Source organism: Nocardiopsis listeri (genome assembly GCF_020741345.1).
Taxonomy (GTDB): Bacteria; Actinomycetota; Actinomycetes; order Streptosporangiales; family Streptosporangiaceae; genus Nocardiopsis; species Nocardiopsis listeri_A.
The window spans coordinates 1-22,390 of sequence record NZ_DYZD01000186.1; the positions used below are offsets into that span (position 1 = coordinate 1).

A 22,390-nucleotide genomic window follows, 5' to 3' on the forward strand; every position below is an offset into this window, starting at 1 on the left:
TCACCAGCGAGTTCGGCACCCTGGACGCGGTCTCCGGGCAGCGTCTGGAGTTGGCCTCCAACTTCCCGAGCTCCGGCGACACCGTCGGTGTCGGCATGCCCGTCGTGATCAACTTCGACATGCCGGTCAGCAACAAGAGCCAGGTCGAGAACTCCATGAACGTGGTCGCCGAGCAGGAGGTCTCCGGCGCCTGGAACTGGGTGACCGACCAGATGGCGGTCTTCCGACCCGAGGAGTACTGGGAGCCGTACCAGAACGTCACCGTCGACCTGAACCTGGCCGGGGTCGAGGCCTCCGACGGTGTCTACGGTGTGCGCAACTACCAGATCGACTTCGAGATCGGCCGTGAGCTCATCGCCACGATGCACGTGCCCGACCACGAGATGGAGATCGAGATCGACGGTGAGCACGAGCGCACCATCGACGTGAGCAACGGAGCGGCCAACCGTCGTTTCGACACCACGACCACCGGTGTGCACGTGCTCATGGAGCGTTACGACACCATCACCATGGACTCCAGCACCGTGGGCATCCCCGAGGACTCCCCGGGTTCCTACCGCGTGGACGTCAACTACGCGGTCCGCACCTCCAACAGCGGCGAGTTCGTGCACGAGATGTCCAGCAACGGCGCGATCGGTTCGGCCAACACCTCCAACGGTTGCACCAACCTGCGCATGGACGACGCGGTGTGGTTCTTCGAGAACACCCTGATGGGCGACATCCTCGACACCACCGGTACCGACCGTGAGTTCGAGTGGGACAACGGCTGGGGTTACTGGCAGAAGTCCTGGGACGAGTGGCTCGAGGGCAGCGAGACCGACGAGGCCCAGACGACCACCGACGGGACCCCGGGTTCCGTCCACGGTGAGGACCTGTAGGAAGCGCGTTCGTCACCGGCTCCCGACGGGCCGATCGAGACGACACGGGGGCGCCCGCGGTGCACGGCACCGCGGGCGCCCCTTCGTCCGTGCGCCTTCGGCGTCCCGGGCCGATTCAGGCTCCGGTGGTCCCCGAACCCCTCTGGACCTCCGTCGCGCGCAGCCGAGCCACCAAGGCCTCTATCACCAGCTCGGTGACCGTGGCCATCTCCACCGCCTCCGGGTCCAGCAGCCACTGCACCTGGAGGCCGTCCATGGCGGCCAGAATCGCGGTGGCCGCGGAGTGGGCCGGGCTGTGCCCGTCGGGTCCGGGGGTGCTCGCCGCCTCGCGGTACTCCGGACCGATTCGATCCAGGACCGCGTCCTCCACCTCTCGACGCAGCACGGTGTACCGGTCCCGGAACCAGTCCTGGGCGGGATGTCGGGCGGTGGCGCTCTCGGCGGAGAGCACCGCGTACAGCTGGGTCGTACCGGGGCGCTCGGCGTTGCGCTCGGCGGTGGTGACCAGGTGGTCCAGCATGCCCTCGCCGGAGGGCGCGGGGTCGTTGGTGTCGCGCAATTCCAGCACCGCGGTGAGTAGTTCGGTCTTGGAGCCGAAATGGTGCAGGACCCCCGCGGGGGTGATGTCGAGTGTGGCGGCGATGTCGGCCAGCGACGTGTTGTTGAACCCCTGAGCGGCGAACACGTCCGCCGCGGTGCGCAGGATCCGTTCGCGGCGATTGACCCGCTTGCGCGGGGTCGGTGAGGGCGGGTCGCCCTCGGGAGAACGTGTGCCGGTGGGGGTCGTCTCGCTCATTGTCCGTTCTCCACTTCCTCGTACCGCGGGGGTACCCCGGGCCGGTGGCTGGGGGTCTTCGGGCCCGGTCACGTCAACGCTACCGATGTTCTCTCACCTCCCTTGCTTAATGAACATTAAGTAAGTACTGTTTCGCGGCAAGAGACGTGGATCACAGGGCTAGGGGCTCATGACTTCAGACCTTCACCAGCGCGTCACCCGCCTGTCCCTGGAGGACAAGGTGCGCCTGCTCACCGGCCGGACCGGCTGGGTCCTGCACGCCGCCACCGAGATCGGTCTGCTCCCGATCACCGTCTCCGACGGACCCGCCGGGGTCCGAGGGACCGAGACCACCCGGGACGAACACTCCGCGGGCCTGCCCAGTCCCACGGCGGTCGCCGCGGCCTGGGACACCGAACTCATGGAGCGGGTGGGTCGCTTCTTCGCCGCCGAGGCCCGTCGCAAGGACGTCGACGTGGTCCTGGCCCCCGTGCTCAACCTCCACCGCTCCCCGGCGGGTGGACGACACTTCGAGTGTTTCTCCGAGGACCCCCACCTGACCGCCGAACTCGGCGCCGCGTTCGTCCGCGCCGTCCAGGGTGAGGGCGTGGGCACCTGCCCCAAGCACTTCATCGGCAACGAGACCGAACACGAGCGCACCGGCTACGTCTCCCGCATCGACGAGCGCACCCTCCGTGAGGTCTACCTCCCGCCCTTCGAGGCCGTGCTCGACGCCGGGGCCTGGACCGTCATGGCCGCCTACAACGGCGTCGACGACGGAGCCGAGTCGTCCACCATGACCGAGCACCACCGACTGCTCACCGACCTGCTGAAAGGCGAGCTCGGGTTCGACGGAGTCGTGTTCAGCGACTGGGCCGCCACCCGGAGCACGGCCCCTTCCGCCGACGCCGGACTCGACATCGTCATGCCCGGACCCGACGGTCCCTGGGGACGGGCACTGGTGGACGCGGTCCACGCCGGTGAGGTCGACGAGTCCGTCATCGACGAGAAGGTGGTCCGACTGCTCCGTTTGGCCGGACGGGTCGGCAAACTCGACCGGGACACCACCTCCGCCGTGGCGGGCGAGGACGAACACGTCATTTTGCGCGAGATCGGCTCACGCGGCCACGTCCTGCTCCGTAACGAGGGCGACGTCCTGCCGCTCTCCGACTCCGTGCGCACGGTGGCGCTCATCGGCCCCAACGCCGTGGACGCCTACACCCAGGGCGGTGGCAGCGCGCACGTCAACGCCGAGTACCTGGTCGACCCGGCCCAAGGGCTGCGGGAGGTACTGCCCGAGCACGTCGAGGTGACCCTCGTCCGCGGCGGTGATCCCCGACGCCTCCTACCGGTGGTCTCCGCCGAACACCTCACCGAGGCCGACCTCACCCTCTACGACGGCCATGGCGAGGCCATCGACACCCCCGAGGTGCCGGGCGGAGCCTTCCACATCGAAGCTCGGGAGAGCGCGGAACGGGCCGCCCTCGTCGCGACCCTCACCCTCCACGAGCCCGGGACCCACCGGATCGAGGTCGCGGCCGTGGGTGCGCACACCATCCGGATCGACGACGAGATCGTCTCGGAGAGCGACCAACGCGCCTCCGTCGACGACATCCTCGAATCACGCCACGCCCACCCCGAGGGACCCCGCGTGGAGATCGAGGTCCCCGAAGACACCGAGCCCCGCACCGTGCGCGTCGATGTCGACATGGAGGTCGGCGACTTCGGCGGGTTCGGCCGCGGCGTCATCGTCCAGATCCGACACGCGCCCCCCGGACCCACCGTGGAGGAGGAGATCCAGGAGGCCGTCCGAGCCGCCGAGGCCGCCGACGTCGCCATCGTCGTGGTCGGTACCAACAACGAGGTCGAGTCCGAGGGCTACGACCGACCCACCCTCGCCCTGCCCGGTGGCCAGGACGAACTCGTCCGACGGGTGTACGCCGCCAACCCGAACACCGCGGTGGTGGTCAACGCCGGCGCACCCGTCCTCCTGCCCTGGCTCGACGAGGTGCCCGCCGTCCTGTGGTCCTGGTTCGGTGGACAGGAGTACGGCCACGCCCTCGCCGACACCCTCACCGGCCGCGCCGAACCCACCGGCCGACTCCCCTGGACCCTGCCGCGCGACCACGACGACGTACCGATCATGGACACCCACCCCGTCGACGGCGTCCACGACTACGCAGAAGGGGTGTTCGTCGGCCACCGCGCCTACGACCGTGACGGGATCGAACCCCACCGCCCCTTCGGGTTCGGTCTGGGCTACACCGACTGGCGGATCGACGGCGCGGTGCTGTCCGCCCCGCACACGACCACGGGGGCCGACGGTCTGGTCACCGAACCGCCCACCGTCACCGTCACCGTCACCAACACGGGCCGACGCCCCGGGCACCACGTCGTTCAGGTCTACCTGGAACCGCCCGCCGACGAAGACGGGCTCCCCCGGCCTCTGCGTTCCCTTGCGGCCTTCGCTTCGGTGCACGCCGCGCCCGGCGAGACCGTCACGGTTCCCCTCCACGTCCCGACGCGTGCCCTCGCGATCTGGGATCCCGCCGAACACGCACGGCGCACCCCGGAGGGTGTCTACCACCTCGCGGTGGGCTCCTCCAGCCGTGCCATCGCGCACCGTCCTCCCTTCGAGGTGCGCTGAGTCCACCCCCCACCGCAGGTTTTCCCGAAGGAACCAGCATGAAAGTTCCCAACCCCCCAAGCGGACGCAGAGCCCTGACCCGCCGCGGACTGCTCCGAGCCGGAGCCGCGGCAACGGCGTTCGGATCCGTGGCCGCACTCGGCGGCTGCGCCGCCACCGTCGGCCCCACCGGAAGCCGGCCGGTCATCCCACCGAAGGACCCGAACGAGAACATCGCCCTCGACTACTGGACCTGGTGGCCGGGCTTCCAGACGGTGGCCGACATCTGGAACGAGGAGAACCCGGACATCCACGTCCGCGCCGTCACCATCCCCGGCGGGCTGGACGGTGGATACGCGATGATGTTCAACTCGCTGGTCGCCGGAAACCAGCCGGACCTCGCCCAGGTCGAGTTCTTCCAGATCCCGTCCTTCCTCCTGGAGAACGGGCTGGAGGACCTGAGCCGGTACGGGGCCCTGGACCACGCCGACCACTACGACGAGTGGCAGTGGATGCAGGCCGCCTATATCGACGGTCACTACGGCATCCCCGTCGACTCCGGTCCCATGCTGTTCTTCCACCGGGCGGACAAGTACGAGGAGTGGGGGATCGAGACCCCCGCGACCTGGGACGAGTACGCCGAGGCGGCCCGAAAGGTGGCCGCGTCGGAGGAAGGCGCCGCCATCGAGTCCTTCCCCGTCGGCGACGCCGACTGGCTGGCCGGCATGTGCATGCAGGCCGGGGCGCAGTGGTTCACCTCCGAAGGCGGAGAGTGGTCCGTCGACTTCATGGACGACGGGTCGGTGAAGGTCGTCCGCTTCTGGGAGGACCTGGTCCGCGAGGGGGTCCTCAACCTCACCCACACCGTGTGGTCCACCGGATGGTTCCAGGGACTGCAGCACGGCACCATCGGTACCTGGACCGTGGGCAGTTGGGGCGACGCCATCATCCAGGGCAACGACCCTGACAACCCCGGCGCCTGGGCGGTCTCCGGTCTGCCTCAGTGGGAAGGCGAGCCCCGACGTGAGGGCGCCTGGGGCGGGTCCGCCTCCGTGGTGCTCAACGGCGCCCCGCACCCGCACGAATCGGTGCGGTTCGCCAACTGGCTGGCCACCGACCAACGCGCGGTGGACGCCATGATCACCGAGTGCGGCATCGGATGGGCGGCCTCCCAGGAGGTCAACGAGAACTCCGTGCGCAACCAGGGCCCCGACCCCTACTTCTCGGAGCAGAACTACACCGACATCGTCGCCGAGGCCGCCGAGTACATTCCCACCGACTGGATGTGGGGGCCGACGTTGAGCGCCGCGAAGAACCACATCGGTGACGCGTTCCGGGCCGCGGTCACCGGCGGGACGTCCTTCGTGGACGCGCTCGCGACCGCCCAGGCCAACACGATCGGTGACATCCGCGCCAAGGGACTGTCGGTCAGGAGCGGGTCATGACCACGACCACCGCGCCCCGTTCCGACCAGGCCCGCCCCGAGCGCCCGTCGAAGCCGCCGACCGAGCGCCGGTTCAAGGCGAACGCCTTCACCCCCTGGGGGTTCCTCGCACCATTCCTCGGCCTGTTCCTACTCTGTTTCGTCCTGCCGATCCTGTACGCGGTCCACCAGAGCTTCGTCCAGGTCCAGCGGCACGGACTCTTCGGTGAACTGGGCCGGGAATCGATCTTCGCCGGCTTCGGCAACTACGTCCGGGCCCTCGAACAGGGCGCGTTCGTCGACTCCATCGGTCGGGTGCTGCTCTTCGGCGTCATCCAGGTGCCGGTCATGCTGGGGTTCGCCCTGGTCCTGGCACTGCTGCTGGAATCGGCCTCCGCGAAGTGGCCGGGTTTCTTCCGGGCGATGTACTTCATGCCCTACGGAGTGCCCGGCGTGGTCGCCACCCTGCTCTGGGGCTTCCTGTACGTGCCCGGTCTGTCCCCGATCGTGGACGTGGCCGGCCTGGTCGGGATCGAACTCGACCTGCTCGGCGACGGAACGGTCCTGTGGTCGATCGCCAACATCATCACGTGGCTGTTCATCGGCTACAACATGCTGATCCTCATCGCCCAGCTGAAGACGATCCCCGGCGAGCTCTACGAGTCCGCGCGGATCGACGGGGCGGGCCCCTTCCAACTGGCCTGGCACGTCCAGTTGCCCCTGATCCGCCCGGCCCTGGTCCTGACCACGATCTTCTCGATCATCGGCACCCTGCAACTGTTCGCCGAGCCGCAGATCCTCACGAGCTTCACCTCGACCATCGACTCCGCCTACACGCCCAACATGGCCGCGTACAACTCCGCCTTCACCGACAACGACTACAACGTGGCAGCGGCCCAGTCGGTCATCGTGGCGTTGACCGCGTTCGTGCTCTCGTTCGGCTTCCTTTGGTCGGTCAACAGGAAGGACCGGCAGCGATGACCACGACGACCAAGACCCCCGCCGGTAAGGGCGGGCCCGAGGGCCGACCCGCGGGCAAGGGCACCGCGACCGGGGCGTCACCGCGCTCCAAGATCCTGGTCACCGCGATCCTCGCGGTCGCCACGTGTTACTTCGTCCTCCCCGTGTACTGGGTGTTCGTGGCGGCCACCAAGACCACCTCGGACCTGTTCGACTCGCACGGGTTCCTGCTCGGCGACACGTTCGCCCTGTGGGACAACATCGCCGACGTCCTCACCTACCACAACGGCATCTTCTGGCGCTGGACCCTCAACAGCCTCTTCTACTCGGTTTTCGGAGCCCTGTTGGCCACGCTGCTGGCGGCCGCCGCCGGGTACGCGCTGGCCAAGTACGAATTCCGCGGTCGGAAGCTGGTGTTCGGGATGGTCCTCGGCGGGGTTCTCGTCCCGGCCGCGGCCACCGCGCTGCCGCTGTACCTGCTGTTCAGCCAGATCGGGCTGGCCAACACCTACTGGGCGGTCCTGCTGCCCAGCCTCATCTCCCCGTTCGGTCTGTACCTGTGCCGGATCTACGCCGACGCCTCCGTGCCCGACTCCATCATCGAGGCGGCCCGGTTGGAAGGGGCGGGTGAGGGACGCATCTTCTTCAGCCTGGGCCTGCGCATGATGGCGCCCGCGCTGGTGACGGTGTTCCTGTTCCAGCTGGTGGGTGTTTGGAACAACTTCTTCCTGCCGCTGGTGATGCTCGCCGACGAGGAGCTGTACCCGATCACCCTGGGCCTGGTGACCTGGCAGTCCTACCAGGGCCGAGACATCGAGATGTACATGCGGGTGGTGACCGGATCCATGCTTTCGATCATTCCGCTGATCATCGCCATCATCGTCCTCCAGCGCTTCTGGCGCGGAGGCATGACCGCGGGCGCCGTCAAGGGCTGACCCGAACGGAACGGCGGGATCCCCGAACGAGCCCTTCGGGGGTCCCGCTCTCGACCACCGACCGGGAAGCCGATCGGCCCCGGAGGAACACGGGCCCCTGCCTGGTGAGGACTCATTCGACGGGGACGGTCACCAGGCGCGCACACCGCCCACGGGGGCGGGCAGCCGCTCCTGGAGCCAGGTCCAGGTGCCGTCGTTCTCGGTGAAGCGGCGCTGGACGCGCTCGACCTCGGTGAGGGGGTTGCTGAAGACCTCGCGCCAGTCGCCCGCCTCACGCTCCTCCAAGTAGAAGCCGCCGGCGTCGGTTCGCATGCGCACCGCCTGGAGGGTGTGGCTGGTGCCGTCGTTGAGTCGGACTCGGTAATAGGCCATGGAATCCCCTGGGTGTGGTCCTGCAAGAAGCGAGGACGGTGTCCCGGGGACGGTCGACGTGCCGTGGTGCCGGGGCACCGTGATGTTCGCGTGTGCGGACTCTACGCCGATGGGGTGGGCCGTGCAGGGTGATCGGCCGGACCCGGGGTGAAATCGGGGAGAACAGCCGATCAGGATGGGGCCTAAGGGACGAAACGGGCCCGGAGGTGGTCCCTCCGGGCCCCGCATCGGTGAATGTCGGTGGGTCAGGCGGCGGCGTGTTCGGAGGCCAGCCGGGCACGGGTCTCCATCAAAGCGAAGCCCAGCAGGTTGCGTCCACGCCAGTACTTGGGGCGTTCGGCGTTCTCGTTCTCCCGGCCCATTCCGATCCCCCACACGCGGTCGCGGGGGCTGGCCTCGACCAGGACCCGTTCCTTCGTGCCGAGGAGATACTCCAACAGATCCTTGTTCTGACCGAACTTGGCGAGGTTGCCTCGGACGACGATGTCGAAGCGTTCTCGCTTCCAGGCCTCGTCATCGAAGTCCCGGACCTGGCGGCCGATCTGCTTGGCCTGTTTGGGGTGTTCGGCGGCGACGATCCGTTCGGCGGCCTCGGCGTCACCGAAGAGCCTGGCCTTCTCGGCCATCATGAAGTGCTCGGCGGTGCGGTAGGTGACTCCGTCGACGATGAAGTCGGCCGGCCACCACTGGGAGAGGCAGGTGGCCGTGAGCCCATCCGGTGATGGCTCGTGTCCCCAGAAGTGCACGTACTTGATCCGTCCGTCGATGCGGAGCAGATCCTCCACGGTCCTCGCGTCGGCAGGGTTGTGTGTGCCCGTCATGTTGGGGAGTCTCGCAGAACCGGGCCGAGGTCGGTAGACCTTTTCGCGTGTTCGATGGCTTTGTGCGCTGGGAGGAAGCCGGCTCGGTCGGGACCGGAAGGGCCCTTCGGCGGGCTTGTGCCCAAACCCGGGGTCGCACGGCCGTCGGCGGGTCGAGGCGCCTGTACCGGTCACGGGTCCGGTGGGTTCAGGCGTGCTCGGACCGTCACACGTTACGTCGTAGTAGCGTTGCGCAAAGCCCCGGAAACCATAGGTCAACGGGGTGCGAGCGGCCGTGGCTCCGAAGCGGAGAGGAACGTCCCCGATGCGCGGAGACGATGCGAATCGCCTCGGCTCGGACCAGACCAGTGGGCTGTGTCGGCGGCCGGCGACATGATCGAGCGTTCGGAGGGTTCGGGTCCGATGACCGAGACACGGTGGCTCGACGATGACGAGCAGCGGACCTGGCGCATCTTCCTCATGGCCGTGCACCTGTTGGACGGGGCGCTGGATCGCCAGCTCAGGCACGATTCCGGGATACCGCACGCCTACTACCAGATCCTGGCGATGCTCTCCGAGGCCCCGAACCGGGAACTGACGATGACACGCCTGGCCCGCCTGTTGCGTTCCTCGCCCAGCCGGTTGTCGCACGCGGCGGCGCGTTTGGAGGCGGAGGAGATGATCCGCCGCTTCAAACGTCCGGGGGACCGGCGCACGACCCTCGTCGAACTCACCGACAAGGGGATGGAGACGCTGCGCGAGGCGGCCGCCGGGCATGTCCAGGAGGTGCGGCGCCTGGTGTTCGACACGCTCACCCGGGAGCAGGTGGGTCAGCTGCGCGAGATCTCCGAGGCGATGTTGGGCTCGCTGGATCCCCACGACGAAGAGCCGCGGTACCCGGACCCGAAGGGGCCTGGAGTCCGGAACTGAGTCGGATTCTGTTACCCGTCCTGAGCAGGACGGTCGTGTGGGGGTTGTAACTTCTCCGGCCGGCACGCTATGTACGCGGGCGGATACGCATTACCATGTTGCTTCCCGGTAAAAGGTTGTGGTCTCAAGTGTTGGAACCGGACGCCGACCTCGACCGCCGGGAGACCCGCTCACAGAACAGGAACGCACCATGACCGAACAGACACCCAGAACCATGGCCGGCGACCTGACCGCCCTGATCGCGCGCGTCGTCGTCGGTGTCGTCTTCATCGCCCACGGGCTGCCCAAGGCCACCGACCTCCAGGGCACCGCGGCCGGGTTCGAAGCGATGGGCATCCCCCTTCCGCAGTTCGCCGCCCTGTTGGGCGCGGGCATCGAGGTCGGCGCGGGGGCGGCGCTCATCGTCGGGTTCGCTCTGCCCGTCGCCGGGGTGCTCCTCGCCCTCATGATGGGCAACGCCTACTACTTCGTCCACGTCGGCGACCCGCTGGTCGGCGGCTTCGAACTGGCACTCGTCATGGCCGTCGCCGCGCTGGCCCTGGGCTTCTCCGGTGGCCGCTTCGCCGTCGACAGCGTGATGCCCTGGGGTCGCCGCCGTGTCCGCTCGGAGGACAAGGCCACCGTGCACGCCGCCTGATCCTCCTTTCGACGCGGCCGCCCACCAACGACGCTGGGCGGCCGTTGCCGTTTCTTCGCATCCATTCTCCCCAAGGGGCTTCTCTTCTAGCCTCGTGCCCAGGAACCAGGGAGAGCGGAGCCGGGCGTGGCGGATCGGCACGAGACGACCGACTCGACGAGGGACGTGCGGGAGGGCCTCCCCTGAACGACGCTTCTTCGAAGCGTTCGTCGGCGAGTACCGGGTGCTCACCGAACGCGTGCGCCGGCGCGGGCGGGACGAATCGGCCGTGGGGTGGTGGCTGTTCCACCGATGGGTGCTGAGGACTGAGAACGGTGTCGGGGTCGATGATCTCCGGGGCGGCGTCCGAACTCTTCCACAGGCTGTGGAAATCCGGCCGGATCAAGCACTTCCTTCATGGTCTGCGACTGGGTCCCGGCGTCCGCGACCCCGAACTCCTGGAGGGGTCGCGTGCCGACGAGTACGTACCCGTCGAGGGAGCCCAACAGCTACGAGAGCGTCGACCGGGGCTGGTCCCGGGAGGTCCCGGCCCTCGTTGAGACTCTGCGGGAGGCCGCTTCCGTACATCCCTCGGCGGGGGTGAGGGCGTGGGGTGGGGACCGCTCATGCTCAGTACTGCCTACTATGGCTAGCCATGCGCATTCTCGTGGTCGAGGACGATGACCGGGTGGCACGCGGGCTGGTGACCGCGCTGCGCTCCGCCTCCTTCGACGTCCAACGGGTGGCCACCGCGGAGCGGGCGCTCACGGCGCCGCCCGCGGACGTCGTCCTGCTCGACCTCGGACTTCCCGACGCCGACGGGATCGACCTCCTGCGCCGCCTGCGTCGGCGCCCCCAGACCGCGATCATCGCGGTGACCGCGCGCAGCGAGGAACGCGACCGGGTACGAGGTCTTCGCGCGGGGGCCGACGACTACGTGGTCAAACCCTTCGGGGTGGCCGAACTCCTCGCGCGTATCGACGCGGTACTTCGACGCACCCGGTCGGCGCGTGCCGAACCCGAGCCCGAGAACCCGCCGTTGCGGACCGGTGACCTGGTCATCGACGTCGACTCCCGGGAGGCCGAGCTCGGCGGCGAACCCCTGCAACTGACACGTAAGGAGTTCGACCTCCTGCGGCTGCTGATCTCTCGCGCGCCGAACGTGGTGGCCCGGGACCAGATCCTGGATCAGGTGTGGGGCGCCGCCTGGGAGGCGTCCTCGCGAACCCTGGACACCCATATCGCCTCGCTGCGGGGCAAGCTCGGGGACGCCGTGCACATCCGTACGGTGCGCGGGGTCGGCTACGTGCTCGACGGGGGCTGACCCATGCTCCGGCGTCTGCTGACGATCCTGTTTCCGGTGGCGTTCGTGCTGGTCGGAGCCATTGTCGTGCCTCTGGGTGGAGTGATCGCCCAGCAGGAGACACAGGAGGTGTACGTCGATCGGCTGGGGGACGCCGGACGCTTCGCCGCGCTCGCGCGCACCGCGTTGGAGACCGACCGGGACAACGCCCTGGCCCAGGAGATGTCCCGTTACGAGCAGCTCTACGGGATTCCGGCGGTCGTGGTGGCACCCGACGGGGAGGTCTTGACCGGGTCGGGAGACCTGGAGCGGATGCGGGCCCTGGTGACGGACGTGGGGGTGGACGCGGGGGTCTTCGCCGCCTTGGCCGGGGAACGCCCGGAGCCGCCGACCACCGTGTGGCCGTGGAACTCCGAACCGCTGGTGGTGGCCGAACCGATCGGTCGTGACAGCGAGGTCGCCGGTGCCGTGGTGCTGGTGTCCTCCACCGACGGGTTGGGTGCAGACATCCTCACCGCGTGGGGGTGGATGGCCCTGCTCAGCCTGGTCCCGTTGGCCCTCTTGGTGGCGGCGGCGTTGCCGCTGTCCTGGTGGGTGCTGCAACCGATCCGACGGTTGGACGAGGCCACCACCGCGGTGACCGCCGGCGACCTGGACGTGCATGTGGACGCCGAACGCGGCCCACCCGAGCTGCGCAGGCTCACCGACTCCTTCAACACCATGGTCGACGTGGTGCGTCGAGCTCTGGAACGGCAGCGCGCGTTCGTCTCGGAGGCCTCCCACCAGCTGCGCAACCCTCTGGCGAGTCTGCGGTTGTCGGTGGAGAACCTGGCGCCCTACCTGAAGGGGGAGGACGCGGTGGAGGCGCACGCCGTGGCGATCGACGAGAGCACGATGATGCACCGGATGCTCAACTCCCTGCTGGCCGCCACCCGGCTGGAGAGCGTCACCGGCACCGAGGCGGTGGAGGTGACGTCCCTGGTCGAGACCCGGGTGCCGAGGTGGCGTGCCCTGGGGGAGTCGCGCGGAATCGAGGTCGTCACCGATCTGCCCGAACAGGTGTGGGCGCACGCTCCGGCGGGCGGTCTGGGCAGCATCCTCGACGAGCTGTTCAGCAACGCCATGCGACTCTCCGGCGGCGACCGGATCGAGATCCGCGCCGAGGACGGCGAGGAGGTGCGGATCGGTGTGCTCGACAACGGCACGGGACTGCCGGAAGAGGAGCGTGAGGCCGCACTCGACCGGTTCTGGCGTTCTCCGAGCCATCAGAACACCGAGGGGACGGGCCTGGGGCTGGCGATCGTCGCCGACCTGGTGCGGGAGGCCGGTGGGCGGCTCACCCTGGGTGATGGGTCGGCCGACCAGGGGCGCCACGGACTCGGGGTGGTGATCACCCTGCCGCCGGCCGATCCGCCGAAGGAGACCGGGACCGAGGGTGATGAGCCTCCCCGACTCTGACCCGGCTCTTGGGCACTAGGAGGGTTTGTTCTCCCGATACCACTGCTCGGCCCCGGGATGCAGGGGCACGATGCCGGTGGAGATCCCGGTGCGTACGTTGATCTGGGCGGCCTCCGGGCGTTGTTCGGCCAGACGTGAGGCACCGGTGTACACCGCCTCGGTGACCTGCCGGACGAGCTCGTCCGGCAGGTCCTGGCGGCACAGGAGCAGGTTGGGGATGGACATGGTGGGGCAGGCCGGGATGCCGCTGTAGGTGGTGGCGGGGATGGTCGCCGGAAAGTAGGCCTCCGGGTAGACGCTGACCATCGCGTCGGCGGTGTCGGTCAGGTCGACCAGCCGCAGGGCGCGTTCCTCGGCGAGCTCGGCTACGGCGGGTGTGGGGATACCAGTCAGGGAGAACATCGCGTCGATCTCCCCCGTGTCGAGGGCGGCGGCGGATTCGGCCTGGTCGAGCCGTACCTCCTCGGGCCGCACCCCGGTGACCTCCAGGATCTGCTCGGCGGTGAACTCGGTGCCGGAGTTCACCGTGCCCAGGGACACCCGCATCCCCTCGATGTCCGCGAGCGAGCGCACGGGGGAGTCGTCACGGACCACCAGGTGGACGAAGCTGTCGAAGAGCCTTCCCACCGAGCTGATCGCCGATCCCTCCGTGGCGATGTCGGTGGCGAGTACGGAGTCGAGGTTGGCGAGGCCGAGGTGGGCCTCTCCGTCGTCCAACAGGTGCAGGTTGTCGTGGGAGGCGCCCGTCTCGACGGTGACGAGTTCCTGATCGGGCAGGTGTTCGTCCAACAGGTGTGCCAGAGCCGCGCCGATCTCGCGGTAGACGGCTCCGGGAGGGCCGGTGGCGACGACGATCCGACCGAGTCCCGGGGCGGGGTCGTCCGTACAACCGCTCACGGCCGCAAGGGAGAGGACACCGAGGCCGCCCAACAGGGCGGTCCGTCTGGTCGGTCCGAGCGATCGCATACCCGCAGCTTAGACGGGGAAGGGCATGGGGTCAGAGGGTCACCCCACGTCACTGCGCGTCCCATGGACCTATACCGAACGTCGCCCTATGTCAGAGGAACCCCAAGAATCAGTGAGTTGCGTTGCACACACCTCCATGTGAGCTGACCATCTGTTGAGGCAAGACGTAACCCGGAGGCAATCCCGCGGTAACCCGCGGGTGGCCCTCCGAAGGAGGGTGCCGCACATGGACGGTGCTCAAAGGAGGAACCCATGGCGACCCAGAAGGGCGTCGACAAACCCGACACGTCGGTCAAACCCGAGGAGAAGTCCTCACAGGGGATGACCCGTGGTCGTGTCATCGGACTCGTCCTCGGTCCCCTGCTCGGTCTCCTGGTCTTCCTCGTGATGCCGGAGATGCCGCTGCCGCTGGGTGACGGTGAGACCGAAGAGGTCATGTCCGTCAATGGTGGGGTCGTCGCGGCGATCACCGTTTGGATCGCCATCTGGTGGGCGACCGAGGCCATCCCGATCCCGGTGACCTCCCTTCTCCCCTTGGTGCTCTTCCCCCTGATGATGGAGGGCGCGGAGGTCGGGGACGTGGCCTCCGCGTACGGCTCCGACACGATCTTCCTGTTCATGGGCGGCTTCATGCTGGCCCTGGCCATGCAGAAGTGGAACCTCCACAAGCGCATCGCCCTGACGATCGTCTCCAAGGTCGGGTCGAACACGGTCGGTCTGATCGGTGGCTTCATGATCGCCACCGGTTTCATCACCATGTGGGTGTCCAACACCGCCACCGCCGTGATGATGCTGCCGGTCGGTCTCTCCGTCATCGCGCTCATCACCCAGTTCCGTGGCGGACGTACGGACGCGAACTTCGCGACCGCCCTCATGCTGGGCATCGCCTACTCTTCGTCCATCGGCTCGGTGGCCACCCTGATCGGTACCCCGCCCAACGTCCTGATGGTCGGGTACCTCGCCGACGCCCACGACATCAAGATCGGCTTCGGCCAGTGGATGATGGCCGGTGTGCCGCTGGCCGCGGTCTTCATGCTGATCGCCTGGTACGTTCTGACCCGCCTCTTCAAGCCGGAGGTGAAGAAGGTCGAGGGCGCTCAGGAGATGATCCGCGAGGAGCTCGACAAGATGGGCGCCATGTCCCGGGGCGAGAAGCTCGTCCTGGCGGTGTTCGCCTTCGCGGCCCTGTCCTGGATCTTCATCCCGATGATCGCCGACCTCGCTCCGGTCGCCGCCGTCGCTCCCTGGCTCGGCAGCGTCTCGGACGCGGGCATCGCGATGACCGTCGCGGTTCTGCTCTTCCTGCTCCCCGTGGACCGTAAGACGCCACTGATGGACTGGGACACGGCGGTCAAGCTGCCTTGGGGCGTCCTGCTCCTCTTCGGTGGCGGGCTGGCCATCTCCGCCCAGTTCACCGACTCCGGGCTCAGCGCCTGGGTCGGCGCCCAGGTCTCCTTCCTGTCCGGGGTGCCCACCTGGGTGTTGATCCTGGCCGTCAGCGCGCTGGTCCTGTTCCTCACCGAGCTGACCAGTAACACGGCCACCGCGGCCACCTTCCTGCCCATCATGGGCGGCGTGGCCATGGGCATGGGCATCGACGTCCTCGCACTGGTGGTCCCGGTCGCCCTCGCCGCCACCATGGCGTTCATGCTCCCGGTGGCGACCCCGCCGAACGCGATCGCCTTCGGTTCGGGCTACGTGAAGATCGGCGAGATGATCAAGGGCGGCCTCTGGCTCAACCTCGTGGCCCTGTTCCTCATCCTCGGCACCATGTACGGCCTGATGACCTGGGCACTGGGCATCTCGTTGTAGTCGTGGCCGACCACGGATCGCTCGAAGCGAAGAGCGGGCGATCCTCCTCCGGGTGGTGGTCCACTCTCCCGGACACCACCCGGCACTCCCAGGGGCGTCTCCACCCTCTTTCCGTCACCGTCCGACGGAAAGGAGGGTGGAGGCGCCCTCCTTCGTGCCCTCAGGGGTCGGAGTGTTCCCGCGCGTCGGGGCTTGGCTCGGGTCGGCCGGCGAACAGGGAGATGCCCGTCTGGACCAGGGCGAGGGCCCCCACCAGCAACAGCACCGGTTCCCACACGCCCGTGGTCTGTCCGAGCGCGCCCGCCGCCACCGGGCCGCCTGCGGCCAACAGGTAGCCCATGGACTGCGCCATACCGGAGAGGCGAACGGTCCGTCCGTGCGTGCCGCCCCGGAGCGCGATGAGCGCCAGCGCCACCACGATGGCGCCACCGGTGCTCGCCCCGGCCAGCAGGATCCACAGCAGGCCCACTCCGGGCGCCCACACAAGACCGGCCATGGCCACCACCATGCCCACGCTCACCACCAGGCAGGCGGGACGCTGTTCGGCCCGACGGCCCATCAGTGCGGTGACGGCCAGACCGGCCACGATGCCCGCCAGTTGGAAGCCGAACAGGTGCCATCCGGCCGTGGTGGGGGCGACGCCCCGCGAGGCCTCCACGGTGGGCAGCCAGTTGATGAGGGTGAAGAAGGTGGTGGACTGCAGACCCATGAACACGGTGACCTGCCAGGCCTTGGCCGAGGCCCACACCGATCGTTCGGGCTCCTCGGGAACGGCCGCGACCGTCCCGACCGCGTCCGGGCCGGGTAACCGGCGCATTCGCACCGCCCACACCAGGACCGCCACCGCCACCAGGCCCGCCCACAGTCCCAACGCCGGCCGCCAACTTCCCAACAGCAGGGACAGGGGAACGGCGAGACCGGCGGCCAGGGCGGCGGAGGAGTTCATCACCGCGGTGTTGACCCCGGTCAACAGGGAGATCCGGGAGGGTTGGTCCCGCCGGATGATGGCGGGGATCAGCACGTTGCCGACCGCCACCGAGGCGCCGATCAAGGCGGTGCCGATCCACAGGGCGGGCAGCGGCGGCAGGGAACGGAGGACGATGCCCGCGCACAGCACCACCATCGCCACCAGCACGAGCCGGTCCACACCCCATCGGGCCGCGGGGCCGTGGACCAGGGGCGAGATCACGGCGAAGCCGAGGAGTGGAAGCGCGCCCAGCAGTCCCAACGCCGAGGCGGACAGCCCCGTGGTGTCACCGATCTGTTCCAGGACCGACCCCACCGAGGTCAGTGCCGGGCGCAGGCAGGCGGCGACCAGGAAGAGGGCCGTGAGGACCAGTGCGCCCTGGGCTCCGGTGCGGACGGCGGTGCTGGAATGCATGGAGCCTCGCTGTGGGGGTGCGGGTTGAGGCATCCGATGAGCGGATGACGACGTCCAGGGCAGGCTAGCGTCTGCGCACCCGACCGGGAAGGGAGCACGACGAAGAACCCCGCCCCGTCCGGGTCTGGTGACCTGGACGGGGCGGGGTTCTCATATGTGCGTACGCGTGAACCGGTTCGTCAGTCCCGGCTGCGGCTCGCCGCGGGGCGGCGCGGGCGACGGTTGCGCCCGCCGCTGTAGCCGCCGCCACCGTAGCCACCACCGCGCGGACCGCGACGAGGGCTGTCCTCGCGGCTACGAGGCAGCGTCACCGGCTCACCGGAAGGCTCACGGGCACCGGTGATGCGGGCGAGCTCCGGGTCCTCGGCGTGCACCTGTGCGATCTGGGCCTCGACACGCGCCTGGTACATCATGCGGGCCATGCCGCGACGCTGGCTCGGCAGTACCAGGGTGACCACGTTGCCGGACTCGCCGGCACGGGCGGTACGGCCGCCGCGGTGCAGGTAGTCCTTGTGGTCGGTGGGCGGGTCCACGTTGACCACCAGGTCGAGGTCGTCCACGTGGATGCCGCGCGCCGCGACGTTGGTGGCGATCAGCGCGGTGACCGTGCCCTCCTTGAACTGCTTGAGGGTGCGGGTGCGCTGGGGCTGGGAACGACCGCCGTGCAGGGGTGCGGCCCGGACGCCGTTGTCCAGCAGGTACTGGGCCATCCGGTCCACGGCGTGCTTGGTGTCCAAGAACATGATGACCCGGCCGTCACGGGCGGCGATGCGGGTCGCCGTGGCCTGCTTGTCCGCGGGGGACACGTGCAGGAGGTGGTGCTCCATCGTGGTGACGGTGCCCTCGGAGGGGTCGACCGAGTGCACCACCGGGTCGTTGAGGAAGCGGCGGACCAGACGGTCCACGTTGCGGTCCAGGGTCGCCGAGAACAGCAGGCACTGACCGCCTGCGGGGGCCTCTTCGAGGATCGCGGTGACCTGCGGCATGAAGCCCATGTCGGTCATCTGGTCGGCCTCGTCCAGGACGGTGGCCTCCACCTGGTCCAGGACGCAGTCGCCGCGCTCCATCAGGTCGCGCAGACGTCCCGGGGTGGCGACGACGAGTTCCACGCCCTGGTGCAGGGAGCGCGCCTGGCGGTGGATGGGCATGCCGCCCACCACGGTGGCCATGCGCACCCGCACCGCACGGGCGTACGGGATGAGCGATTCGGTGACCTGCTGGGCGAGCTCGCGGGTCGGGGCGAGCACCACCGCGAGGGGGTGCCGCGACTCGGCCTTACGGCCGTCGAGACGGGCCAGCAGGGACAGCCCGAAGGCCAGCGTCTTGCCCGATCCGGTCTGGCTGCGGCCCAGGACGTCGCGGCCCGCCAGCGAGTTGGGCAGGGTGGCCGCCTGGATCGCCGACGGCGTGGTCAGGCCCTGGCGGGTCAGCATCGACTTCAGCGAGTCGGGCATGTCCAGGTCCTGGAATGCCTCCACGGGGTCGAGCCCGGGAGTGACCGTGGTGGGGAGGGCGAACTCGCCGGAGGAGCGTCCGCCGTCGAAACGACCTCTGCCGCCTTCCCGGCCGCCGCCCTGACGGGGGCCGCCACCGAAGGAGCCGCGGGGCCGCCTACGGCCGAACTCCCCGGAGGGACGGGGGCGTCGGGTGTTGGTACGGGACGTGTGGTTCAAGAGAAACCTTCCACCGACGACCCGTGCCGGGCGTGGAGGTCGTCTTCGACCTCGACGCTGAGCACCGGCGGCGCCGGGATAATACTGCGAGATCCACTGCCCACACGGAGAATCCGGGGCGTGGTTGATGGCCGGTGCCGGTCGAGATGCGACGGCGAGAAACCCGGTCCGAAAAGAAGAAAGGCAGAGGCCCTGCGCCCTGAGGGCGGGCCCCTGCTATTGAAAGAGCCTCAGCTCTCTCAGACCAGAGTGATGTTGTCGGCCTGAAGGCCCTTGGCACCCTGGGTGACGTCGAACTGGACCGCCTGGCCCTCCGCGAGCTCGCGGTAGCCGTTGGCCTGGATGGCGGAGTAGTGGGCGAAGACGTCGGGGCCGCCGCCGTCCTGCTCGATGAAGCCGAAGCCCTTTTCGCCGTTGAACCACTTGACGGTACCGGTGGCCATAGATTGTGCCTCTCGTTCGGGAGCATGAAGAAAACCGCGATTTGACGGTTTTCTCGTCACCGAGGTGAGCGCCCGAAAAAGATGGAGCTTTATGCGGGGTCACTACTGCAACTTCAAACAACCTAGCACACGGTTTGTGTCGGGCCCGAAAAATCCGATGTGTTGTAACGCATCGAAAACCCTGGTATCGGATCGGGCGAAGTCCGTGTTGGGTGTGGAGTTCTCGTCGTCGTCGGCCCGGCCCGTCGGGGCGCCGCGCGTTCGCACGAGCGGGCCCCGCCCTCCCCTCAAGAGCGGGACCCGTTCGCTCCAGTGGCGGCCGTGGTGGCTACTTCCCGCCCTCGTCACCGCTCCCGGCGCGGGCCGTGGCCAGGCGGCGGTAGTGCCGGCCTCGCAGGCTCAGCACGAGGGTCGCGGTCAGGGTGGCGATCAGCGAGGCGATCAGCACACCCGCCTTGGCGTGCGACAGGTGCTCGGGCGAGTCGGCGAAGCTCAACTCCGTGATGAGCAGGGAAACCGTGAAGCCGATCCCGGCGAGTTGCGACATACCGAAGATATCGATCCACTTCAGGTCGGGGTTCAGCTCCGCCTTGGTGACCTTGGTGGTGAGCCAGGAACCGCCCGTGATACCGACGATCTTGCCCAGGACCAGACCGGCGATGATGCCGAGCCCGGCCGGGTCGGTGAAGACCTCGTCCACCCCGTCGAAGAGCACGCCCGCGGAGAAGAACGCGAACACCGGCAGCGCCAGCCCCGCCGACCAGGGTCGCAGGACGTACTCGATGTGGTGGCTGGGGCTCTCCGGTTCGTCGCCCTGCCGGTTGGTGCGCATCATCAGGCCCATGGCCACACCGGCGATGGTGGCGTGCACACCGCTCTCGTGGACCAGCACCCAGATGAGGATCGCGAGGGGCACGTACACGATCCAGTTCGGCAGGGCGGAGGCGTTCAGCTTCGCGGCGAGGCCCTTGCCGCGCTGCAGGTAACCGAAGAGGGCCACGCCCAGGGCGGCGCCGAACAACGGGAGCAGGCTGATGGCGGCGGTGTAGAAGATCGCGATGACGATGACGGCGCCGAGGTCGTCCACGATCGCCAGCGTCAGCAGGAAGGTGCGCAGCGCCGGCGGCAGCCCGCGTCCGACCACCGCGAGGATCGCCACGGCGAACGCGATGTCCGTCGCCATGGGGATGCCCCAGCCCTGGATGGTCTCCGGGGAGTTGAGGTTGATGAGGGCGTAGATGCTCGCGGGGACGACCATCCCGCAGATCGCGGCGACGATCGGCAGCATCGCCCGCCGGGGGTTGCGCAGTTCACCGTGCACGAACTCCTGCTTGAGCTCGTTGCCGACCACGAAGAAGAAGATCGCCAGCAGGCCGTCCGCGGCCCACGTCTCCAGGGACAGGTTCAGGTGCAGGGACTCGGGGCCGAAGGTCACCGAACGGAGGTTCTCGTAGACGTCGCCGAGCGGGGAGTTGATCCACACCAGCGCGGTGATCGCGGCGAGGATCAGCAGGAAGCCGGCGACGGTGTCGCTGCGCAGGTTGTTGGCGAGCCGGTGCAGCGGGCTGTACTTCGGTGAGAAACGTACCGGGTCAAGGCTCATCTGGGTGTGCTCCGGGCATAGGACTGGTGGGACTCGCCGACCAGTCTTCCCGGCACACCTAGACGCGCTGGGCGCCGCGCCCATGTTCGTCGAAGAATGAGTGTATGTCCAGTTCAGGGCGGATCCGCACGGGGACGACCGGTCAAATGTCCAGGCTGATCAGGTAAAATCCCACACCGTGATCCGAGAAGGTCACCGCCCACCCGGATTCGAGACCAAGGTGCCCTATGTCGGAGACCATCCCCCAAGGTGCCCGCATCTACCGGTCGGAGCTCGCGGAGCGGATCGTGCGCGGCTGGTGCGAGGAGCGTCTCGCGGAACTGCCCGGGCTCCGATCACTGCCCGAGCTCTCCACGTCCATCGGGCCCACCAGGGCCTTTCGTTTCGAGGGTGGTCCCGACGCGCCGGTGGTGGTGCTCAGCGGTACCAACTTCAACAGCGCCCTGAGCGCCTCACCCGCCTCCGACATGTCCGCCGAACGGGACGTGATCCTGGTGGACCTGCCCGGGCAACCGGGCCTGAGCTCCGGTAGGCGCCCTCGCGGTCACCGCTCCCGGGCCTACGGGGCATGGCTCGACGAGGTCCTGCCCCGGCTCGTGGATCGGCCCGCGATCATCCTGGGGCACTCCCTCGGCGCCGCCGTGGCCCTGGCCGGCAAGCCGAGTCCTCTGGTCAAGGGGATGGTGCTGGTGGGGGCCGCGGGGCTGACCCCACCGGCGACCTCTCCGGAGCTCATGCGGGTCACCCTGCCATGGATGATCGGCCCCAGGGAGGACAAGAGCACCCGGCTGTTGAACTTCATGAGCGGACCCGATTTCCGGTATCCCGTCCACCCCTTCGCCTCCTGGATGACGATGGTGGGCGAGTACTGCAGGACCAGCCTGGCTCCGGGCCCGCTGCCGACGGAGTCGCTGCTGGCCTGGCGGAAGAAGAACGTCATCGTGGCGACCGGATCGGACGACGTGTTCTTCTCGCCGGCGCGCCTGCACGGCCCGGCCAGACGGTTCCTGGACGCCGACGTGGACGTGCTGGAGGGCGGCGGCCACCTGGTCCCCTACGAGTTCTCGGAGCGGATCCGCGACCTGGTCACCCGGGCCGACAACGAGCCGAAGGAGACCGACCCGACCGACTGACGGTTCGGGTCCTGTTCGGATCGGTCGCCTTGTCGTCGACCCGGAGCCGCGTGGACTCCTCCCGGTGGCCGCCCGAGGTCGGGGGTGACGTCGACTTCGGCTTCGGGGGGTGCCCATCGCTCCGGTATCGGGCACGGAAGACGCGGTCTCCCATGCCCGATACCGGGGCTTCAGTAGTAGACCGCGAGCGGCCCGTTGGGTCCGTCGATGACGGTCACCGGGGTCTCGAACACCCTGGTGAGCACGTCGTCGGTCATGATCTCGGCCGGTGTGCCGAACTCGACGACGGACCCGTCCTTGACC

At 68.6% G+C, this 22,390-nt stretch carries 20 protein-coding genes; 12 read left to right on the forward strand and 8 right to left on the reverse strand.

Going from position 1 to position 22,390, the window contains the following annotated elements:
* Positions 1–878, forward strand: an 878-nt coding sequence (locus K8V84_RS10210) for a L,D-transpeptidase (protein ID WP_304073532.1), incomplete at its 5' end; no start/stop codon positions are given.
* Between the two features lie 115 nt (positions 879–993).
* On the opposite strand, the gene K8V84_RS10215 is transcribed toward K8V84_RS10210, so the two are convergent.
* Positions 994–1,674, reverse strand: a complete 681-nt coding sequence (locus K8V84_RS10215; protein ID WP_304073535.1) for a TetR/AcrR family transcriptional regulator — start codon at positions 1,672–1,674, stop codon at positions 994–996.
* A 169-nt stretch (positions 1,675–1,843) separates the two neighbouring features.
* On the opposite strand from K8V84_RS10215, the gene K8V84_RS10220 reads away from it, so the two are divergent.
* Genes K8V84_RS10220 through K8V84_RS10235 form a run of 4 tightly spaced genes read left to right on the forward strand, consistent with a single transcriptional unit; the run spans position 1,844 to position 7,597 of the window.
* On the forward strand, positions 1,844–4,300 hold the full coding sequence (locus K8V84_RS10220; RefSeq protein ID WP_304073537.1) for a glycoside hydrolase family 3 protein: 2,457 nt from the start codon (positions 1,844–1,846) through the stop codon (positions 4,298–4,300).
* 38 nt (positions 4,301–4,338) lie between these two features.
* On the forward strand, positions 4,339–5,724 hold the full coding sequence (locus K8V84_RS10225) for an ABC transporter substrate-binding protein (RefSeq protein WP_304073540.1): 1,386 nt from the start codon (positions 4,339–4,341) through the stop codon (positions 5,722–5,724).
* Positions 5,721–6,683 (forward strand): sugar ABC transporter permease, encoded by a 963-nt coding sequence (locus K8V84_RS10230; RefSeq protein WP_304073543.1) that lies wholly within the window; start codon positions 5,721–5,723, stop codon positions 6,681–6,683. Before K8V84_RS10225 ends, K8V84_RS10230 begins: the two co-directional genes overlap by 4 nt.
* A complete protein-coding gene (locus K8V84_RS10235) occupies positions 6,680–7,597 on the forward strand; it encodes a carbohydrate ABC transporter permease (RefSeq protein WP_304073546.1) in 918 nt (305 codons plus the stop codon). The genes K8V84_RS10230 and K8V84_RS10235 overlap by 4 nt, the downstream gene beginning before the upstream one ends.
* Before the next feature lie 129 nt (positions 7,598–7,726).
* Here the strand turns inward: K8V84_RS10235 and K8V84_RS10240 are convergent, their stop codons facing one another.
* A complete protein-coding gene (locus K8V84_RS10240) occupies positions 7,727–7,969 on the reverse strand; it encodes a hypothetical protein (protein WP_304073549.1) in 243 nt (80 codons plus the stop codon).
* A gap of 245 nt (positions 7,970–8,214) precedes the next feature.
* On the reverse strand, positions 8,215–8,790 hold the full coding sequence (locus K8V84_RS10245) for an NADAR family protein (RefSeq protein ID WP_304073553.1): 576 nt from the start codon (positions 8,788–8,790) through the stop codon (positions 8,215–8,217).
* Between the two features lie 402 nt (positions 8,791–9,192).
* Between K8V84_RS10245 and K8V84_RS10250 the strand changes: the two genes are divergently transcribed.
* From K8V84_RS10250 to K8V84_RS10270, 5 genes are all read left to right on the forward strand, one after another.
* A complete protein-coding gene (locus K8V84_RS10250; RefSeq protein ID WP_304073556.1) occupies positions 9,193–9,699 on the forward strand; it encodes a MarR family winged helix-turn-helix transcriptional regulator in 507 nt (168 codons plus the stop codon).
* A 190-nt stretch (positions 9,700–9,889) separates the two neighbouring features.
* Positions 9,890–10,336 (forward strand): DoxX family protein, encoded by a 447-nt coding sequence (locus K8V84_RS10255; protein ID WP_304073559.1) that lies wholly within the window; start codon positions 9,890–9,892, stop codon positions 10,334–10,336.
* A 314-nt stretch (positions 10,337–10,650) separates the two neighbouring features.
* Positions 10,651–10,875, forward strand: a complete 225-nt coding sequence (locus tag K8V84_RS10260; protein ID WP_304073562.1) for a hypothetical protein — start codon at positions 10,651–10,653, stop codon at positions 10,873–10,875.
* 95 nt (positions 10,876–10,970) lie between these two features.
* Complete coding sequence (locus K8V84_RS10265) at positions 10,971–11,639, forward strand: response regulator transcription factor (protein ID WP_304073564.1); 669 nt, start codon at positions 10,971–10,973, stop codon at positions 11,637–11,639.
* Between the two features lie 3 nt (positions 11,640–11,642).
* Complete coding sequence (locus K8V84_RS10270; protein WP_304073568.1) at positions 11,643–13,076, forward strand: HAMP domain-containing sensor histidine kinase; 1,434 nt, start codon at positions 11,643–11,645, stop codon at positions 13,074–13,076.
* 15 nt (positions 13,077–13,091) lie between these two features.
* Here the strand turns inward: K8V84_RS10270 and K8V84_RS10275 are convergent, their stop codons facing one another.
* On the reverse strand, positions 13,092–14,042 hold the full coding sequence (locus K8V84_RS10275) for a TAXI family TRAP transporter solute-binding subunit (RefSeq protein WP_304073571.1): 951 nt from the start codon (positions 14,040–14,042) through the stop codon (positions 13,092–13,094).
* Between the two features lie 252 nt (positions 14,043–14,294).
* Here K8V84_RS10275 and K8V84_RS10280 point away from each other — a divergent pair, with 252 nt between their 5' ends.
* The gene (locus tag K8V84_RS10280; RefSeq protein WP_304073574.1) at positions 14,295–15,854 is read left to right on the forward strand and encodes a DASS family sodium-coupled anion symporter; all 1,560 of its coding nucleotides are present in this window, start codon (positions 14,295–14,297) and stop codon (positions 15,852–15,854) included.
* A gap of 160 nt (positions 15,855–16,014) precedes the next feature.
* On the opposite strand, the gene K8V84_RS10285 is transcribed toward K8V84_RS10280, so the two are convergent.
* From K8V84_RS10285 to nhaA, 4 genes are all read right to left on the reverse strand, one after another.
* The gene (locus tag K8V84_RS10285; RefSeq protein ID WP_304073577.1) at positions 16,015–17,235 is read right to left on the reverse strand and encodes an MFS transporter; all 1,221 of its coding nucleotides are present in this window, start codon (positions 17,233–17,235) and stop codon (positions 16,015–16,017) included.
* A gap of 179 nt (positions 17,236–17,414) precedes the next feature.
* Complete coding sequence (locus K8V84_RS10290) at positions 17,415–18,908, reverse strand: DEAD/DEAH box helicase (protein WP_304073580.1); 1,494 nt, start codon at positions 18,906–18,908, stop codon at positions 17,415–17,417.
* A 239-nt stretch (positions 18,909–19,147) separates the two neighbouring features.
* On the reverse strand, positions 19,148–19,351 hold the full coding sequence (locus K8V84_RS10295) for a cold-shock protein (RefSeq protein WP_304073583.1): 204 nt from the start codon (positions 19,349–19,351) through the stop codon (positions 19,148–19,150).
* A gap of 328 nt (positions 19,352–19,679) precedes the next feature.
* The gene (gene nhaA / locus K8V84_RS10300; RefSeq protein WP_304073585.1) at positions 19,680–20,954 is read right to left on the reverse strand and encodes a Na+/H+ antiporter NhaA; all 1,275 of its coding nucleotides are present in this window, start codon (positions 20,952–20,954) and stop codon (positions 19,680–19,682) included.
* 227 nt (positions 20,955–21,181) lie between these two features.
* Between nhaA and K8V84_RS10305 the strand changes: the two genes are divergently transcribed.
* Positions 21,182–22,087 (forward strand): alpha/beta hydrolase, encoded by a 906-nt coding sequence (locus K8V84_RS10305; RefSeq protein ID WP_304073588.1) that lies wholly within the window; start codon positions 21,182–21,184, stop codon positions 22,085–22,087.
* The last annotated feature ends 303 nt before the right edge of the window (positions 22,088–22,390 follow it).

Bases quoted from the DNA above. Each gene is read 5' to 3' on its own strand.
- K8V84_RS10255 (WP_304073559.1), top strand. From the start codon at position 9,890: ATGACCGAACAGACACCCAGAACCATGGCCGGCGACCTGACCGCCCTG.
- K8V84_RS10265 (WP_304073564.1), top strand. From the start codon at position 10,971: ATGCGCATTCTCGTGGTCGAGGACGATGACCGGGTGGCACGCGGGCTG.
- nhaA (WP_304073585.1), bottom strand. From the start codon at position 20,954: ATGAGCCTTGACCCGGTACGTTTCTCACCGAAGTACAGCCCGCTGCAC.
- K8V84_RS10275 (WP_304073571.1), bottom strand. From the start codon at position 14,042: ATGCGATCGCTCGGACCGACCAGACGGACCGCCCTGTTGGGCGGCCTC.
- K8V84_RS10250 (WP_304073556.1), top strand. From the start codon at position 9,193: ATGACCGAGACACGGTGGCTCGACGATGACGAGCAGCGGACCTGGCGC.
- K8V84_RS10240 (WP_304073549.1), bottom strand. From the start codon at position 7,969: ATGGCCTATTACCGAGTCCGACTCAACGACGGCACCAGCCACACCCTC.
- K8V84_RS10245 (WP_304073553.1), bottom strand. From the start codon at position 8,790: ATGACGGGCACACACAACCCTGCCGACGCGAGGACCGTGGAGGATCTG.
- K8V84_RS10285 (WP_304073577.1), bottom strand. From the start codon at position 17,235: ATGCATTCCAGCACCGCCGTCCGCACCGGAGCCCAGGGCGCACTGGTC.
- K8V84_RS10295 (WP_304073583.1), bottom strand. From the start codon at position 19,351: ATGGCCACCGGTACCGTCAAGTGGTTCAACGGCGAAAAGGGCTTCGGC.
- K8V84_RS10280 (WP_304073574.1), top strand. From the start codon at position 14,295: ATGGCGACCCAGAAGGGCGTCGACAAACCCGACACGTCGGTCAAACCC.
- K8V84_RS10270 (WP_304073568.1), top strand. From the start codon at position 11,643: ATGCTCCGGCGTCTGCTGACGATCCTGTTTCCGGTGGCGTTCGTGCTG.
- K8V84_RS10225 (WP_304073540.1), top strand. From the start codon at position 4,339: ATGAAAGTTCCCAACCCCCCAAGCGGACGCAGAGCCCTGACCCGCCGC.
- K8V84_RS10305 (WP_304073588.1), top strand. From the start codon at position 21,182: ATGTCGGAGACCATCCCCCAAGGTGCCCGCATCTACCGGTCGGAGCTC.
- K8V84_RS10220 (WP_304073537.1), top strand. From the start codon at position 1,844: ATGACTTCAGACCTTCACCAGCGCGTCACCCGCCTGTCCCTGGAGGAC.
- K8V84_RS10230 (WP_304073543.1), top strand. From the start codon at position 5,721: ATGACCACGACCACCGCGCCCCGTTCCGACCAGGCCCGCCCCGAGCGC.
- K8V84_RS10235 (WP_304073546.1), top strand. From the start codon at position 6,680: ATGACCACGACGACCAAGACCCCCGCCGGTAAGGGCGGGCCCGAGGGC.
- K8V84_RS10215 (WP_304073535.1), bottom strand. From the start codon at position 1,674: ATGAGCGAGACGACCCCCACCGGCACACGTTCTCCCGAGGGCGACCCG.